The following is a 14,350-nucleotide window of genomic DNA, read 5'->3' as shown; positions in this document are numbered from 1 at the left end:
GCCGGGTCACGTCGCGCACCGCTCCCCGGCAGTGACGTGATGGCCATGGCCATCAGACTCACCATCAAGACCTGGCCCAAACGGCCAATGCGCACGGCCAGCACGACTGACTATCCTCCGACAGCGTTACCGATGGTGACGCAATTTACTGTCAAGGAGGACAGCATGGCGCTTCAGTTCGAATATGCGTGGCTCAAAGTCATTGAGGTCAAAGAGCTCGAGGAGGGCAAGACCGCCCAGGGCCCGACGCCCGAGATGGCGGATTTCGCGATCTGGTCCTGCAATGCGGCATCTTCGACCGGGCGGACGCTGATTCCCGATCCGCCGTTGCCGGCCGGGGCTTCGCTGCGCGACGCGGGGGGCGATGGTGCCGTGGTCGTGCCCACCTGTGCCGGCTGTCCGACCCAGCCGACCGCCGCCCCCGTCTCCGTCGCGGATCGCTTCATGGCGGCGCCGCCGCTGCCCTCGACCGCCGGAGCCGATGCGCCGACGGAGGGGTGGCAGATGGAAAGCGGCACGCTGGTGACCAAGTTCGACGACAGGCCCCAGGTCGTCTTCAGCATGCGGCCCGTCCCGGGCGACCGTGCGGCCGCGCTGGTGTGGTTGAAGTCCGCGGCCGGCAAGCAATGGGTGGAGGGGGCCCTGGCCTGCACCCTGCTCAGCTACTTCCACAACTGAGGGCACCGGCCCGCGGCGGCCAGGATCGCCGCGCAAGGGATCAGGTCCGTACCGAGTTGATGGCCAGCAGGCCGTCGAAGATCAGCCCCTCGATCAGCTCATGCGGCGCATCCAGCGCCGGTGCCACCTTCCAGCCGGCGCCCCCAGTCATCAGCACCAGGGGCTCGCGGCCCTCGCGTTTGGCCAGCAGCCGGTGCATGCGCTCGATGGCCCCCGTGATGGCGAAGGTGCCGCCGGTGGTGAGCGCGTCGCTGGTGTTGGTGGGGAAGTCGCGCACCTCGCCGGTGGGCACGCGCAGGCCGGCGGTGCCGCCTTCCAGCGCCCGCAGCATGATGCCGTGGCCGGGCAGGATCAAGCCGCCGAGGAACTGGCCGTCGCTTGACAGGGCGTCCACGGTCACCGCCGTGCCCACCATGACGGTCAGCACCGGTCCGTCGAAGCCGCGCATGACGGCATGGGCATGGGCGCCGACGACGGCCACCCAGCGGTCAGCTCCGAGGCGGGTGGGGTGGTCGTAGCCGTTCCTCACGCCGGCGCACTCGGCGGCGGGCACCACCCAGCGGGCGCTGAGGTCCCAATGCTCCATCTGCTCTTCGACCCGGCGGCGCACGGCATCGCCTGCCACGTTGCTGCCCAGGATGCGCGCTGGCGCGGGCAGGCCCATCCAGTCCTCGTCAGACAGGCGGTCGATGTTCTCGAGGAAGACGGCGCCATGCTGCAGCGGCTGGGTGCCGGGTTGGGCGCCGTCAGGGTAGACGGCCCACTTGAGCCGGGTGTTGCCGATGTCGATGGCCAGAAAGCTCATGTGGGGCTGTGGCGTGAACGATGCCGCAAGCCTACCAGCGCATTTGTATCTGCCTGTGCGGGTTTCTGCTTCAATCCGTCGGCCGCTGCCGGCCCCCTTTCGATCGGGAGAACCTCATGTTGAGACGTCTGCGCATCCAGGCCCGCCTGTGGTTGGCTTTCGGCCTCATCCTGCTGATGACGGCGTTGCTGGTGGCCTTGGGCGGTTTCGGCCTCAGCGTGTCGCAGAAGGCCATCCAGGGCATCACGCAGAAGCTGATCCCGACCTCCAACATCACCGTGGCCGCGCGCAGCCATCTGCTGCAGAGCAAGGTGGCCACCGCCACGCTGGTGGCCTCGCTCCTCGACAAGGAGGGGGCGAGCCGCGCCAGGGCGGTCTGGGACGCCGCGCAGGCGGGCCTGGACAAGGCCATGGACGACTTCGGCGTGGTGAGCACGGAAGACAGGGCCAAGGAGGCCCTCGCCAGGTTCCGCGGCCTGATGGCCGACTACCGAAAGGCCGTGCGCCCGGTGGCCGACAAGCTCGTGGACGGCGGCTACTCCGACGTCCAGGCGGCTGCCGAGGACATGAAGGCGGCCGATGCCGCCTATGACCCGGCGCTGTCCATGCTCAACAACATTGAGTCCGACCTGAAGAAACGCGGCGACGAGGTCTTCACGAAGGTCGACAGCCTGGTCGGCACCGTCTTCGTGGGCTTCATCGTCGCCTTTGTCGTCTGCATCGTCATCGGCGGCGCGCTGGCGGCGCAGATCTCGCGCTCCATCATCGGCCCGCTGATGGCGGCCAAGCGCTTTGCCGAGCGCATGGCCGATGGCGATCTGTCACGTGCGCCCGAGGTGCGTGGCACTGACGAGTCCGCAGAGATGATGCAGGCGCTGGCCGCGATGCAGAAGTCGCTGTCCGAAATCGTTGGCCAGGTGCGCGAGTCGGCCGAGAGCATCCAGGTCGCGTCGACCGAAGTCGCCACCGGCAACATGGACCTGTCGCAGCGCACCGAGCAGACGGCGTCCAACCTGCAGCAGGCCTCCAGTTCGATGACGCAACTCACGGGCACGGTCAGCCAGAGCGCCGATTCGGCCATGACGGCCAAGCAGCTCGCGGGCGCCGCCGCCGAGACGGCGGGCCGCGGTGGCGAGGTCGTGTCGCGCGTCGTCAGCACCATGGGCGAGATCAACGACGCCAGCCGCAAGATCGCCGACATCATCGGCACCATCGACGGCATCGCCTTCCAGACCAACATCCTGGCGCTGAACGCGGCGGTGGAAGCCGCGCGCGCCGGCGAGCAGGGCCGCGGGTTCGCCGTCGTCGCCGGCGAGGTGCGCGCGCTGGCCCAGCGCAGCGCCGAGGCGGCGCGCGAGATCAAGGCGCTCATCGGTGCCAGCGTCGAGCGCGTGGAGGCCGGCACCCACCTTGTCAACGATGCCGGCGCGACGATGACGGACATCGTCGGCTCGGTGCAGCGCGTGACCGACATGATCGGTGAGATCAGTGCTGCCGCCGTCGAGCAGAGCCAGGGCATTGCCCAGGTCAATGGCACCGTGACCGAGCTGGACCAGATGACCCAGCAAAACGCGGCACTGGTGGAGGAATCCGCCGCCGCGGCTCAGTCCCTGAAGGAGCAGGCCGTGCGGCTGGCGGGGCTGGTGAGCAGCTTCAAGCTCAGTTGAGGCTCATCACAGGCACCCCTTGTGCAGGCGCCATCCCGGAGCCGGCAACTGCAGAGCTGGGGTGATGGGCGTGATGGTCAGATCGACCAGGGACGCCGGGTCGTTCGAGGAAGCGAAGCCGCAGCTGATCGGCTCGATGTTGATCGGGGCCTGGGCAGTGCCCGTGGGGGCGGCTGCAGCAGGCAAGGGGAACTTCATGTAGGCCTCCGAGTGATTGGGGCCGGCAGTGTGCGTTGCGCCGCGCCGCGGCGCCATCCTCGGCTGGGGGATGGGGGCGTGTCCGGTTCGGCGCTGCTGTCCCCGGTGGGGGACAGGGCTGCACAACCGGCCATCACTTTGCTTCAGCCAGCCATAACTCCAGGCCAGGCCTGAGTCATCGCCGCGTGCGCGGCCACCTCGCCGACAACCAGCAGGGCCGGGCTCTTCAGTCGTTCCCGGGCGATGCAATCGGGCAGAGCGGCCAGCGTCGTCACGGCGTGGCGTTGCTGGGTCGTGTGGGCCGCGCTGACGATGGCAGCGGGCAGGTCACCGCGCAGGCCCGCGGCAAGCAGCCGGGACGTGATGTCGGACGCGCGGGCCACACCCATGTAGATGACCAGGGTCAGGCCGGTGCGGGCCAGGGCAGCCCAGTCGGGCTCGGTGCGACCTTCGCCGGGATGGCCGGTGACGAGGATGACGCCGGGCGAGGCACGGCGGTCCGTCACCGGGATGCCGACGGCCGCCGGGCCGGCGATGCCGCTGGTCAGGCCGCTCACCACCTCCACCTCGAGGCCGGCCTCGTGCAGCGCGTCGACCTCCTCGCCACCGCGTCCGAACACGAAAGGGTCGCCGCCCTTGAGGCGTACAACTCGATGGCCCGCGCAGGCCTCGCGGATCATCAGTGCGTGGATGAAGTGCTGGTCCGTCGAGATGCAGCCACCGCGTTTGCCGACGCGCAGCAGGCGGCCCTTGACGAGGGCGAGCACGCGCGGGTCGATGAGGTCGTCGGCGAGGACGACATCGGCTGCCTCGATGCGCTTGAGTGCGCGGACGGTCAGCAGTTCCGGGTCGCCGGGGCCGGCACCGACGAGCGAAACGGGCATCCTCCGGCCGACGATGGGGTGCGTCCCGGCCGGGTGGCTGCGGTCCGGCGCTCGGCCCGCTGTTTCGACAGGGGTACTCATGCGGGGACCTCCTCAGGCGTGGTGGCAACCAGGCGGCGCAGCGTCGGCAGGCAGGAGCCGCATTGCGTGCCGCAGCGCTTCTGCGCCTGCAGCTGTGACAGGCGCTCGGCGGGGCTGCCGCTGCAGCGGGCCAGCGTCAGGCGAATGGCGTCCTCGCGCACATCGAAGCAGTTGCAGACCTGCGGGCTCGCGGCCGTCGTGTTGGTGGGCGGAGCGCCCGGCGACAGCAGCCAGCGGCCCACGGTGGACGCCGCCGTACGCTCGCGCCACAGATCGACCAGCCAGGCGCCCTCGTCGTGCTGGCCGACGCGCAGCAGGGCTCGCAGCGGCGAGGCGGGTGGGTCGTCGCCGTCGAGATGGAGCAGACGCAGCCTGCCACGCTGGGCATCGGCATAGCGCAGCACAGCGGGGTGGTCGAGGCCCAATACGGCAGCGAGTTCCTGGACCAGCTCGGGCGCAGGGGCTTCGGCACAGGCGGCTTCGAAGGCCCAGCCGACCCGTTCACCCTTGGCGGGCTCGGGCAGGCAGTGGGCATAGCCGAAGCGCGGCATCAACGCACGCAGCCGCTCGCGCAGTTGAGCGCCGTCGTCGGGTGCTACCCAGGCGCAGGCGCTGAGGCGCCAGGGCAGGTCGGCCGGCTCGATGGCGACGGCGCTGAATTTCAGCTCGGGCTGCTTGGAGTCCGGGCAGAAGGCGCCCTGCGTCACCGCGTTGACGCCGAACTGGGCGCCGACGAACTCGTCGCCCCAGTGCATGGCAATGTCAGCGCCACCCAGCGGCACGTTCTCGTCCAGCTTGAGCGGCAGCACGACTTCACCCCGCCTGGAGCGCACGCGGACGAACTCACCCTCAGCCAGCTTGCGGCGCGCGGCGTCGCCGGGGTGCACGCGCACCAGCGGCTTGCCTTCGTGGGCGAACAGGCTCGGCACGCTGCCGCTGCGGCTCATGCCATGCCATTGGTCCCGCAGACGGCCGGTGGTCAGCGCAAATGGGTGTTTGGGAGAGGCCATCTCGGCCGTGGCTTGGTAGGGTCGCGTGATGAAGCGGGCGCGGCCGTCGGCGGTGGCGAAGCGGCCATCGGTGTAGAGGCGCGGCGTGCCGGCCGTGACGTAGGGCCACTGTTGCGGGCCCTCGCTGTCCAGCTTGAACCAGGTCAGGCCGGTGATGTCGAGATCGCGGCCGCGCGTGGCTTCCCGGTGCTCGATCCATAGGTCTTCCGCCGTGTCGGCACTGAGGCGAGGTGCGCGGCCCAGGCCGGCGTCGATCAGCACCGCAATGTCGCGAGCGATGCGCCAATCGGCGCGCGCCTCCCCCGCGGCCGGCACGGCCGCACGCACGCGGCTGATGCGGCGCTCGCTGTTGGTGACCGTGCCCTCCTTCTCGCCCCAGGTGGCGGCGGGCAGCATGTAATCGGCATAGCGAGCCGTCGCCGTGTGAGCAAAGGCTTCCTGCAAGATGACCAGTTCGCAGCGCTCCAGCGCCTGGCGCACGGTGGCCTGGTCCGGCATGGACTGGGCCGGATTGGTACAGGCAATCCAAAGCGCTTTGATCTCGCCGCGGGCGGCGGCCTCGAACATCTCGACGGCGGTGTAGCCGCGCCGGGCCGGCAGGCCGGTCACGCCCCACAGAGATTCGATCTCGGCCCAATCCTCGGGCCTGCCCGGGTCGCGGTGGCCGGGCAGCAACGTGGCCATGCCGCCGCTCTCGCGCCCCCCCATCGCATTGGGCTGGCCCGTCAGCGAGAAGGGACCCGCGCCGGGCCTGCCGATCTGGCCGCAGGCCAGGTGCAGGTTGATCAGGGCCGTGTTCTTTGCGGTGCCGCTGCTGCTCTGGTTGAGCCCCTGGCAGTACAGGCTGAGCGCGGATGGCGAGGTGGCGAACCACTCGGCGGCTTGCCAGATCTCTGCCTCCTTCACGCCACAGACCTGTGCCGCACGGGACGGGGCCCAATCGCGCACCAGGTCCTTCAGGGCGTTGAAGCCTTCGGTGGAGTCGGCAATGAAGGCGTCGGCCGTCCAGCCCTGCCAGATGACGGCATGCAGCAGGCCGTGGCACAGCGCCACGTCGGTGCCGGGGCGGATCTGCAGATGCAGGTCTGCCAGTTCGGCGGTTTCCGTGCGGCGCGGGTCAATGACGATGAGCTTGTGGCCTGGCTTGCGGACGCGCGCTGCTTCCAGGCGGCGGAACAGGATCGGGTGGGCCCAGGCTGGGTTGGCGCCACTGATCAGCACGCAGTCGGCCAGATCGATGTCCTCGTAGCTGCAGGGCGGCGCATCGGCGCCCAGCGCCTGCTTGTAGCCGACCACGGCGGAGCTCATGCACAGCCGCGAGTTGGAGTCGATGTGGGGCGTGCCGATGACGGCGCGAGCCAGCTTGTTGAGGGCGTGGTAGTCCTCGGTCAGCAACTGGCCGGAGATGTAGACGGCGATGGACTCCGGCCCGTAGGCGGCGCGGATGGCGAGCAGCTTCTCGGCGATCTCGCGGTTGGCCTGGTCCCAGGGAATGATCTCGGGCGGTCCGCCGCGGGTGTCACGCTTGTGCGGTTGGCGCAGGCGCTGGTGCCGCAGGACGACCGGCGTGGCCGTCAGGTGCAGGTTGGTGCCCTTGGTGCACAGGCGTCCGAAATTGGCCGGGTGGTCGGGGTCGCCGCGCACGCCTGTGATCTGCTGGCCGTCATGCTCGATGACCACTCCGCAGCCGACGCCGCAATAGGGGCAGGTGGACTTTGTCTCTTTCATGGTCTTCTTTTGAATGGGCCGGCATGGGAGGCTCAGGCCGTCGAAGTCGAGATCCTGGGACCGGCCACCGGTGGCATCAGGTCCAGCGCCAGCGTGTCCAGCTCCACCTGCAGCAGGAACACGTCGCCGCCGTCCCGCTTCACCTGGAAGGACGGCGTGCAGCCTTCGTCGGGTTCCCGGGCGCAGCCGTCGGTCAGGGCCACGGTCCAGTTGTGCAGCGGGCAGGCCACGGTGTTGCCGAAGACGATGCCCTGGCTCAGCGGGCCGCCCTTGTGCGGGCAGTGGTCCAGCAGCGCGAAGACCTCGTCGTCGGCGGTTCGGAACAGCGCCACGTCCACGCCCGCGGCGCGCTGCACGCGGCGCGAGCCCAGCACCGGGATGTCCTGCAGGGCACAGATGCGGGTCCAGCTCATGGCAGGCTTTCAGGCGTTCATTCGGACACAGTGCGCAGTGAGCGCGTCCATGACGGCGAGCAGCCGCTCGCTGGCGACGAAGACCGGCGCGGGCCGGCCGCTGGCGATGCCGTCTTTCAGCGGCGTCCAGGCCGCATCGGCCAGCGCCAGTTGCTGCTGCAACGCGGGAGCGCCGGCGTTGCGCAGGGTCTGAAGGCCGGCTTCGAATTCAAAGACGGCGGTCTGGCGTTCGCGCCGCACGGACTCGACCGCCGGGTTGGCGAGGCCCAGCAGGGCCACACGCTGGGACAAGAGGCGCTGGCGCGCGGCCAGCCGCACCTGCCAGGGCTGCGTGGCGTGGGCGGTGTTGGCCAGCTGGGACAGCGTCAGCATCTCGTTGGCGGTGGACAGCATCGCGCGCTGGCCCTCGCCCGGTGTGCCGGCCAGCAGGCCCTGGTAGTCCTCATAGCGGCGCGCCAGCGCGCGCAGGCTGCCGGCGTGCTCGGGGCCCGCCGGGCTGCGGCTCAGCTGGACCAGTTGCTGCTCGAACGTCGACTGGCTCGCGGCCAAGACGTCGCGCGCCGGCGAGGCCAGTTCAGGGTTGGCCATGCACAACCAGGCTTTGCCCATGCGCTGGCTCAATGCACCAAGGCTGGGCGTTGCGCTGGCCGAAATGGGCTGGCCGATGCTGGCAAATGGGGCGGCGCCCAGGGCGGTGACGAAGAAACGGCGCGAGTACTGCATGCGGGCTTTCAGGTCGACGGGTTCAGGCCGGGACTTTCTGGAACTGGCGCAGGTCGACTTGGGCCTTGTCGAAGTCGAACCAGGGGTCGGGTTCGCCGTCGAGGCTGAACTGGAGTTGGGCCCACAGCGCCTTGCGGCTGTCGGCGTCCTCCAGGACTTTGCGTTTGACGTGATCGAGACCGACCCGACCTACGTAATGCACGGTTCGTTCCAGGTACCAGCCTTCCAGTCTGTAAAGCTGCAAAAAGGCGCCGCTGACTTCCAGGACTTCGTCCGCCGTCTTTACCTTGCACAGGAACTCGGCCACCTCGGTCTTGATGCCGCCATTGCCGGCGATGTAGATCTCCCAGCCCGAATCCACGCCGATGACGCCCACGTCCTTGATGCCGGCCTCGGCGCAGTTGCGCGGGCAGCCCGACACGGCGATCTTGACCTTGTGAGGTGCGTACATGCGCCACAGCGCGCGTTCCAGGTCCTTGCCCATCTGCGTGCTGTCCTGGGTGCCGAAGCGGCACCATTCCGAGCCCACGCAGGTCTTCACGGTGCGCAGCGCCTTGGCATAGGCATGGCCTGACGGCATTCCGATGTCGCGCCAGACGTTGACCAGGTCTTCCTTTTTCACGCCCAGCAGGTCGATGCGTTGGCCGCCGGTGACCTTGACGGTGGGGATCTGGTACTTGTCCACCGCATCGGCGATGCGGCGCAGTTCGTCGGCCGTCGTCTCGCCGCCCCACATCCGCGGGACGACCGAGTAGCGCCCGTCCTTTTGGATGTTGGCGTGGGAGCGCTCGTTGATGAAGCGGCTCTGCGGGTCGTCGACGGCCTCCTTGGGCCAGGTGGAGGTGAGGTAGTAGTTGATGGCGGGGCGGCAGGTCGCGCAGCCGTCGGGCGTTCTCCAGTCCAGCGCACGGAAGACCTCCGCCGTGGTCAGCAGATGCGCCAGGCGAATGGCGTCGCGCGCGTCCTGGTGACTCGCGTCGGTGCAGGCGCAGATGGCCCTTTTCTTCGGCGTCGCCGAGTAGTCTCCGCCGGCCGTGAACATGATGAGCTGCTCGACAAGGCCGGTACAGCTGCCGCAGGAGGCGCTCGCCTTGGTGTGCTTGCGAACGTCGTCCAGCGTGAACAGGCCCTTGTCGCGAATGGCCTTGCAGATGCTGCCCTTGGTGACGCCGTTGCAGCCGCAGACCTCATCGGTGTCCGCCATCGCTGCGGCGCGGTTCTGGCCCTGGTGGCCCACGTCGCCGATGTTGGCGCCGGCCTCGCCGAACATCAGCTTGTCGCGGATGCCGGCGATCTTGCGGCCCTCGCGCAGCAGCTTGAAGTACCAGCCGCCGTCCACCGTGTCACCGTACAGGCACGCGCCGATCAGTTGGTCGTCCTGGATGACGAGCTTTTTGTAGACGCCGGCGAAGGGGTCGCTCATGACGATCTCCTCCGTGCCCGCGCCGCCGGTGAAGTTGCCGGCGCTGAAGAGATCGATGCCCGTCACCTTGAGCTTGGTGCTGACCGAGGAGCCCAGGTAGCGGCCGATGCCGAACTGGGCCAGGTGCGTCGCGCACACCTTGCCCTGCTCGAACAACGGCGCCACCAGCCCGTAGGCGATGCCGCGGTGGGCCGCGCATTCCCCCACCGAGTAGACGCGCGGGTCGGTCACCGTCTGCATGGTGTCGGTGACGACGATGCCGCGGCTGCACAGCAGGCCTGCCTTTTCGGCCAGGGCCGTGTTGGGGCGAATGCCGGCGGCCATGACGACGAGGTCGGCCGGCACTTCGACGAACTGCCCGTCCTTGTCCTTGAGCTGGATGGCGCGGACCCGGCCGGCCTCGTTGCCCAGCAGGGCCTGGGTCTGCGCGCCCAGCATGAAGTCCAGGCCGCGTTCGACCAGTGATTTGCGCAGCAGGTCTGCGGCCACGGTGTCGAGCTGGCGTTCCATCAGCGTGTCGACCAGGTGGACCACCATCACCTGCATGCCGCGCTGGGTCAGGCCGTTGGCTGCTTCCAGGCCCAGCAGCCCGCCGCCGATGACGACGGCGTGCCGGTACTTGGCCGCCGCATCGATCATTGCGTTGGTGTCGGCGATGTCGCGGTAGGCGATGACGCCTTCCAGCTCTTTGCCCGGCACCGGCAGTACGAAGGGGTTGGACCCCGTGGCGATCAGCAGACGGTCGTAGTCGGCAGTGGTGCCGTCGGCCGCCATGACACGGCGGCCGACGCGGTCGATCTCGGTGACCGTTTTTCCCAAGTGCAGTGTGATCCCGTGCTCCTCGTACCAGGAGAGCGGGTTCAGGATGATCTCGTCGAGGGTTTGCTCGCCGGCCAGCACCGGCGACAGCAGGATGCGGTTGTAGTTCGGGTGAGGTTCTGCGCCGAATACGGTGATGTCGTAGAGGTCTGGTGCGATCTTCAGCAGCTCCTCAAGCGTGCGCACGCCGGCCATGCCGTTGCCCACCATCACGAGCTTCATTTTCTTCATCGCCGACTCCAAACCGCAAAGCTGGTCTGTCCCTTGCTCTGCAAGCGATGTGCCAGCGAAGAAGTTGGCCTCCAGCCCTGCCGCAGCGTGAAAACGCCCAGCGGCGCCCCACGCCGAAGCGATTGCGAGCCCGGTGCGGGTGCATTCACCCCAAAACTGCACCAACAACGGGCGGGCGCCCTTTGGTGATCCACTCACCCGCATGCGCTTCGAACTCGATACCGGCCTGTCCAGCCAGCAGGGCAAGCGGCCACGCAACGAAGACTTCGCCGGCGTGCAGGCGCCGGCGTCGCACGAGGTCGAGCGTGGCTGGGTCGCGGCACTGGCCGATGGCGTCAGCGGTGGCGGTGAAGGATTGATGGCGGCGCAGACCTCGGTCATGAGCCTGCTGCGCGACTTCCACGCCGTGCCGTCCGATTGGGATGCCAGCGTTGCCTTGGACCGCCTGCTGGGGCATCAGAACGCCTGGCTGGCCGCGCACAACCGCCGCCCCGGCCCGGAGGGGGAGCCGCGCGAGGCGCTGACGACGCTGACCGCGATCGCCTTGCGCGGCCGCCGCTATGCGCTGGCGCATGTGGGAGACAGCCGGGCCTGGCTGCTGCGGGACGGTGAATGCCTGCTGCTGACGCAGGACCACCGCCTGGAGCGGCGCGACTTCGCCGGCCTGACGCGGGCGTTGGGCCTGGACGACGCGCTGCGGCTGGATCACGGCGAGGGCGAGCTTCGCGTCGGCGACCGCCTGCTGCTGACCAGCGACGGCGTGCACGGCTGCCTGCGCAGCCGCGCGATCGCAGACCTGCTGCGCACGACGGCCGGCGCCCAGGCCGCTGCAGATGCCCTGACTGCCGCAGCCCTGGCCGCCGGCAGCCACGACAACGCGACCGCGCTGGTGCTGGACATCAAGGACCTCGCCGACCCTGGCCTGCACGACCTCGCCGCGCTGGGCCGCCAGTTGCCCAGCCCCGGGTCGCTGGGCGTCGGCGCCCTGCTGGACGGCTACCAGGTCACGGCCCTTGTCGCAGACAACGGGGTGCGTCGCCTGCTTCAGGCGCGCGAGCGGGCGACAGGCCGATTGGTGGCACTGAAGATGTTGCACGCCGGTCGTGCCGACGATCCCGAGGAGCGGGCCATGCTGGCCCACGAGATCTGGCTGGGCCTGCGCCTGGCCGAGGCGCCACGCCGGCGTCGCGGCGGCGTGGGGGCGGGCAGCGGCTTCGTGCGCGTGCATGCGCCGGCCGATGGCGCCACGCACTTCTATGCCGTCTTCGACTGGCATGGAGGGCGCACGCTGGAGCAGATGCTGGCCCAGGCGCCGCTGGACGCGGCCGAGGCGCTTGCCCTTGGCCGCGCGGTGGCGCGCAGCCTGAGCCTGCTGCACGCGGCGGGCGTCGTGCACCGTGACGTCAAGCCCGCCAATCTCCATCTCGGTGAGGACGGTGAATGGCGCGTGCTCGACCTCGGCGTCGCACTGAGCCGCCGCTCGTCGGCCGCGGCGCGCGAGCTGCATGCCGGTACACCCAGCTACATCAATCCCGAGCAATGGCAGGACCCGCCGGCGCCGCCCGACGCCGGCTCCGACCTGTTCGCCCTGGGCGTTACGCTGTACCAGGCGCTGACCGGCCGCCTGCCTTATGGCGAGATCGAACCCTACCAGTTGGGCCGCTACCGCCGCGAGCCTCAGAGCGTGAGCCGGCTGAAGCCCAGCGTTCCGGTGCCGCTGGATCGCCTGGTCATGCGCGCCGTTGCCCGCGACGCGAGCGCGCGTTTCGAGACGGCCGAGGAACTGTTGCTGGCGCTGGAGCGCTGCGCGGCGCGGGACCAGGCGGTGACCGCGCCTGGCAACCGCAACGGTGGCGCCGACCCGGTGCTGGCGTGGCAGATGGCCTTCGGCCTGTCGTTGCTGCTCAACCTGATGCTGGTGGCCTGGCTGCTGTTCCTGCCGCGCTGATCAGGCGCGCTGGTAATGCAGGGGCTCGGCGTCCGCGCTGGCAATGCGCCGGGCGCGTCCGCCCTTCTCGGCCCAGGTTCGGGTCCAGCGGATCTGCATGATGCGCATGACGAAGAGCATCACCACTGCCAGCACGGCGAAGGTGACGAAGCCCCAGAGATAGGTGCCGGCGAGCTGCTTCGACAGGCCCATCAGATTGGGCACCAGACCGCCGCCCAGCGCGCCGATCTCCCCGATCATGGAACCGGCGACGGCCGTGGCTGCCGGCCAGCGCAGCGGCACCAACTGGAAGAGGGCGCCGTTGCCAGCACCCAGGGCCGCGAAGCAGACGATCAGCAGCAGCGTCGTCAGCGCCAGCGAGCTGCCGGCCAGGCCGACGAGGACCAGACTGATCACGACGACGACGAGCACGCCTGTCAGCATGTGGACGCCGCCCCAGCGGTCCGACAGCCAGCCACCGACAACGCGCACCACGGCCCCCATGAAGGCCGCCAGCATGGTCAACTGGCCTGCCTGCACCTTGGAGACACTGAACTGGTCGTAGTAGTAGGTGGGCAGGAAGGTGGTGAGGCCGATGAAGCCGCCGAAGGTGACGCCGTAGATCAGGCTGAAGGCCCAGCCATCCTTCTCGAACAGACAGGCCACGTGCTCGCGCAGCGAGGCATGCGAGTCGACATCGGGGGGCTCCTTGGCGAAGATGATCATGACAACCATGGGCACGAGGATGGCGACGGCGGAAATCGCATAGACAGTCTGCCAGCCGAAGGCCTGGGCCAATGGCGGCGCGGCGAGCACCGACACCGCCGTGCCGATGTTGCCAGCGCCCACCAGGCCCATGGCCAGGCCCTTGTACTGCGGCGGAAACCAGCCCGAGCCCAGGCTCAGCGCTACGCCGAAGCTGGCGCCCGCGATGCCCAGCAGCGCGCCCATGGCCAGCAGGTCGTCGTAGCTCTTCACCATGAAGTAGCCGTACAACATGGCAACCGCGATCAGGCCCATCTCTACGAGCGTTGCATTCTTGCGGCCGATGTACTGCGATAGCAGACCCAGCGGGAAGCGCATCAGTGCGCCCGCCATGATGGGAATCGACAGCATCAGCCCCTTCTGGGCTGGTGTCAGGTTGTAGGCCTCGCTGATGAACGGCGCCAGCGCACCGTTGAGCACCCAGATGCAGCAGGAGAACGCGAAGTACAGGAAGGCGGCGAACAGCGTGGGGCTGTGGCCAGCGCGCTTGAAGTTTTGCAGGGCGGACATTTGGTGCTCGATCTTTCGCGCGCCCTGGACCGCCCGGCGGTCGCGTGCCTGGAGGCTCGGACGTCGCAGCGGGAGGGCGCCTGCACCATTGCGGGAGCCACGCGCCGATACTTGCAAGGCCCATGCCCGCCCGGCGCCGGCCGGTTGGCCTGCTTCTTGCGCCGATTTGGGGCGTGAAGTCCGAAGCCATGTCCGATACCGCGATCGACCCCCTGCTGCCCCTGCTGCCCTTGCTGATCTGCAGCCCCGAGCCGCCGCCCCAGGCCGCAGCGCTGCGAGCGCTGGGGTGGGAACTGCGCACCGTTTCAGAGCTGGCGCCGCCCGCCGATGCCCCGGCTCTGGGCCTGTTGTGGTGCCCGGACTGCACCGCGATGGCGCAGCTGCTGCGCAGCGAACGGGCCTTCGGCCTGCCCGTGGTGCTGCTGTCGCCGCCACCCCGGGGCCCCGAGCGCGAGGCGGTGCTGGCCCGCGGCGCCGTGCAATGGCTG

Annotated in this window: 12 protein-coding genes; 4 read left to right on the top strand and 8 right to left on the bottom strand. The window is 69.2% G+C overall.

The genetic code is table 11. From position 1 onward, the window contains the following. Window positions 1-678 (top strand): hypothetical protein (locus VGF12_RS11470; protein ID WP_331176174.1); only part of this gene is annotated, 678 nt, incomplete at its 5' end. A 40-nt stretch (window positions 679-718) separates the two neighbouring features. Here the strand turns inward: VGF12_RS11470 and VGF12_RS11465 are convergent. After that, window positions 719-1,483: a type III pantothenate kinase gene (locus VGF12_RS11465; protein WP_331176173.1), complete on the bottom strand. Its 765-nt coding sequence runs from the start codon at window positions 1,481-1,483 to the stop codon at window positions 719-721. 116 nt (window positions 1,484-1,599) lie between these two features. Between VGF12_RS11465 and VGF12_RS11460 the strand changes: the two genes are divergently transcribed. Continuing rightward, window positions 1,600-3,150, top strand: coding sequence for a methyl-accepting chemotaxis protein (locus VGF12_RS11460; RefSeq protein ID WP_331176172.1), 1,551 nt, complete (start codon window positions 1,600-1,602; stop codon window positions 3,148-3,150). Between the two features lie 6 nt (window positions 3,151-3,156). Here VGF12_RS11460 and VGF12_RS11455 read toward each other — a convergent pair whose 3' ends face one another. From VGF12_RS11455 to nirB, 6 genes are all read right to left on the bottom strand, one after another. Beyond that, window positions 3,157-3,348, bottom strand: coding sequence for a hypothetical protein (locus VGF12_RS11455; RefSeq protein ID WP_331176171.1), 192 nt, complete (start codon window positions 3,346-3,348; stop codon window positions 3,157-3,159). Between the two features lie 143 nt (window positions 3,349-3,491). Then, the gene (gene cobA, locus VGF12_RS11450; RefSeq protein ID WP_331176170.1) at window positions 3,492-4,313 is read right to left on the bottom strand and encodes a uroporphyrinogen-III C-methyltransferase; all 822 of its coding nucleotides are present in this window, start codon (window positions 4,311-4,313) and stop codon (window positions 3,492-3,494) included. Beyond that, entirely contained in the window at window positions 4,310-7,051 is a 2,742-nt protein-coding gene (locus tag VGF12_RS11445; RefSeq protein ID WP_331176169.1) for a molybdopterin-dependent oxidoreductase, read from the bottom strand. Before VGF12_RS11445 ends, cobA begins: the two co-directional genes overlap by 4 nt. Before the next feature lie 32 nt (window positions 7,052-7,083). Continuing rightward, window positions 7,084-7,464, bottom strand: a complete 381-nt coding sequence (gene nirD / locus VGF12_RS11440) for a nitrite reductase small subunit NirD (protein WP_331176168.1) — start codon at window positions 7,462-7,464, stop codon at window positions 7,084-7,086. Between the two features lie 9 nt (window positions 7,465-7,473). Then, on the bottom strand, window positions 7,474-8,187 hold the full coding sequence (locus VGF12_RS11435; protein WP_331176167.1) for a hypothetical protein: 714 nt from the start codon (window positions 8,185-8,187) through the stop codon (window positions 7,474-7,476). A gap of 22 nt (window positions 8,188-8,209) precedes the next feature. Continuing rightward, a complete protein-coding gene (gene nirB, locus VGF12_RS11430) occupies window positions 8,210-10,660 on the bottom strand; it encodes a nitrite reductase large subunit NirB (protein ID WP_331176166.1) in 2,451 nt (816 codons plus the stop codon). A 202-nt stretch (window positions 10,661-10,862) separates the two neighbouring features. On the opposite strand from nirB, the gene VGF12_RS11425 reads away from it, so the two are divergent. Beyond that, window positions 10,863-12,608 carry a bifunctional protein-serine/threonine kinase/phosphatase gene (locus tag VGF12_RS11425; RefSeq protein ID WP_331176165.1) on the top strand — a complete coding sequence of 582 codons (1,746 nt, stop codon included), beginning with the start codon at window positions 10,863-10,865 and terminating at the stop codon, window positions 12,606-12,608. On the opposite strand, the gene VGF12_RS11420 is transcribed toward VGF12_RS11425, so the two are convergent. Then, window positions 12,609-13,862, bottom strand: coding sequence for an MFS transporter (locus VGF12_RS11420; protein WP_331176164.1), 1,254 nt, complete (start codon window positions 13,860-13,862; stop codon window positions 12,609-12,611). It lies immediately after the preceding gene. A gap of 188 nt (window positions 13,863-14,050) precedes the next feature. Between VGF12_RS11420 and VGF12_RS11415 the strand changes: the two genes are divergently transcribed. After that, a partial coding sequence (locus VGF12_RS11415; protein ID WP_331176163.1) for a hypothetical protein occupies window positions 14,051-14,350 on the top strand: 300 nt, incomplete at its 3' end.

The organism is Roseateles sp., assembly GCF_036404855.1.
In the GTDB taxonomy this organism is placed as follows: Bacteria; Pseudomonadota; Gammaproteobacteria; order Burkholderiales; family Burkholderiaceae_C; genus Pelomonas.
The sequence above is the reverse complement of the archived record's forward strand: the minus strand, read 5'-3'. Positions and strand labels throughout refer to the sequence as shown.

What these genes read in the sequence shown, in the direction of transcription:
- nirB (WP_331176166.1), bottom strand. Translation starts at nt 10,660, where the DNA reads ATGAAGAAAATGAAGCTCGTGATGGTGGGCAACGGCATGGCCGGCGTG.
- VGF12_RS11420 (WP_331176164.1), bottom strand. Translation starts at nt 13,862, where the DNA reads ATGTCCGCCCTGCAAAACTTCAAGCGCGCTGGCCACAGCCCCACGCTG.
- nirD (WP_331176168.1), bottom strand. Translation starts at nt 7,464, where the DNA reads ATGAGCTGGACCCGCATCTGTGCCCTGCAGGACATCCCGGTGCTGGGC.
- cobA (WP_331176170.1), bottom strand. Translation starts at nt 4,313, where the DNA reads ATGAGTACCCCTGTCGAAACAGCGGGCCGAGCGCCGGACCGCAGCCAC.
- VGF12_RS11460 (WP_331176172.1), top strand. Translation starts at nt 1,600, where the DNA reads ATGTTGAGACGTCTGCGCATCCAGGCCCGCCTGTGGTTGGCTTTCGGC.
- VGF12_RS11455 (WP_331176171.1), bottom strand. Translation starts at nt 3,348, where the DNA reads ATGAAGTTCCCCTTGCCTGCTGCAGCCGCCCCCACGGGCACTGCCCAG.
- VGF12_RS11435 (WP_331176167.1), bottom strand. Translation starts at nt 8,187, where the DNA reads ATGCAGTACTCGCGCCGTTTCTTCGTCACCGCCCTGGGCGCCGCCCCA.
- VGF12_RS11425 (WP_331176165.1), top strand. Translation starts at nt 10,863, where the DNA reads ATGCGCTTCGAACTCGATACCGGCCTGTCCAGCCAGCAGGGCAAGCGG.
- VGF12_RS11465 (WP_331176173.1), bottom strand. Translation starts at nt 1,483, where the DNA reads ATGAGCTTTCTGGCCATCGACATCGGCAACACCCGGCTCAAGTGGGCC.
- VGF12_RS11445 (WP_331176169.1), bottom strand. Translation starts at nt 7,051, where the DNA reads ATGAAAGAGACAAAGTCCACCTGCCCCTATTGCGGCGTCGGCTGCGGA.